Source organism: Paraburkholderia sp. BCC1876, assembly GCF_902833695.1.
Classification (GTDB): Bacteria; Pseudomonadota; Gammaproteobacteria; order Burkholderiales; family Burkholderiaceae; genus Paraburkholderia.
Genome location: NZ_CADFGI010000039.1, coordinates 1 through 618, shown reverse-complemented (window position 1 = coordinate 618; position 618 = coordinate 1). Strand labels below are relative to the sequence as shown.

General features: G+C 64.1%; 1 protein-coding gene and 1 pseudogene. One reads left to right on the top strand and one right to left on the bottom strand.

Annotated elements, in window-relative coordinates; translation table 11 throughout:
* Positions 1-348, bottom strand: a pseudogene (locus HWY05_RS38685) (left-handed beta-roll domain-containing protein); the annotation flags it as partial.
* Between the two features lie 4 nt (positions 349-352).
* Here HWY05_RS38685 and HWY05_RS38680 point away from each other — a divergent pair.
* Positions 353-618, top strand: a 266-nt coding sequence (locus HWY05_RS38680) for a hypothetical protein (RefSeq protein ID WP_208459129.1), incomplete at its 3' end; no start/stop codon positions are given.

Sequence of the window (618 nt, the reverse complement as noted above, 5' to 3'; positions counted from 1 at the left end):
CGGGTTGCTGCCGGCGAAGTTGCCGAAGGTGATGCCGCCGACCGTCGCCGAACTCACCGGCACCGCCGTGGTGGTGATCGAGCCGCTGCCGATGGCCACCGAGTTGTCGATGTTCGCGACGGCGTTCGGGCCGATCGCGACGCTGTCCACGCCGGTGGCGATCGAATCCGCGCCCGTCGAGTTGGTGTGGAAGTACTTGATGCCGTTCGAGTTGACGCTGTCGAGCGCATCGCCGACGTTGTTGACGTTCGCGGTGGTGCCGTTGGCCTTGTAGGTCGTGTAGGTCGGTGCCGTCAGCGTGCCGGTGGCCGAGTCATAGGTCGAGCCGCCGCCCAGTGCCGAAGCCACGCTGTTGCCGATCTTGCCCGACGAGTTGGCGATCGAGCTGACCGAGGTCGACAGCGAGCTGACGCTCGACGAGGTGGACGTCGACAGCGAGGCGACGTTGCTGTTGGTCTGCGAGAGGCCGGTGGAGAGCGAGCCAACGCTGGTCGAGGTCGAAGACGACAGCGAAGTGATGTTGCTGTTGGTAGAGCTGATGCCGGACGACAGCGAAGTGATATTGCTGTTGGTGGAGCTCAAGCCGGACGACAGCGAAGTGACATTGCTGTTGGTGGA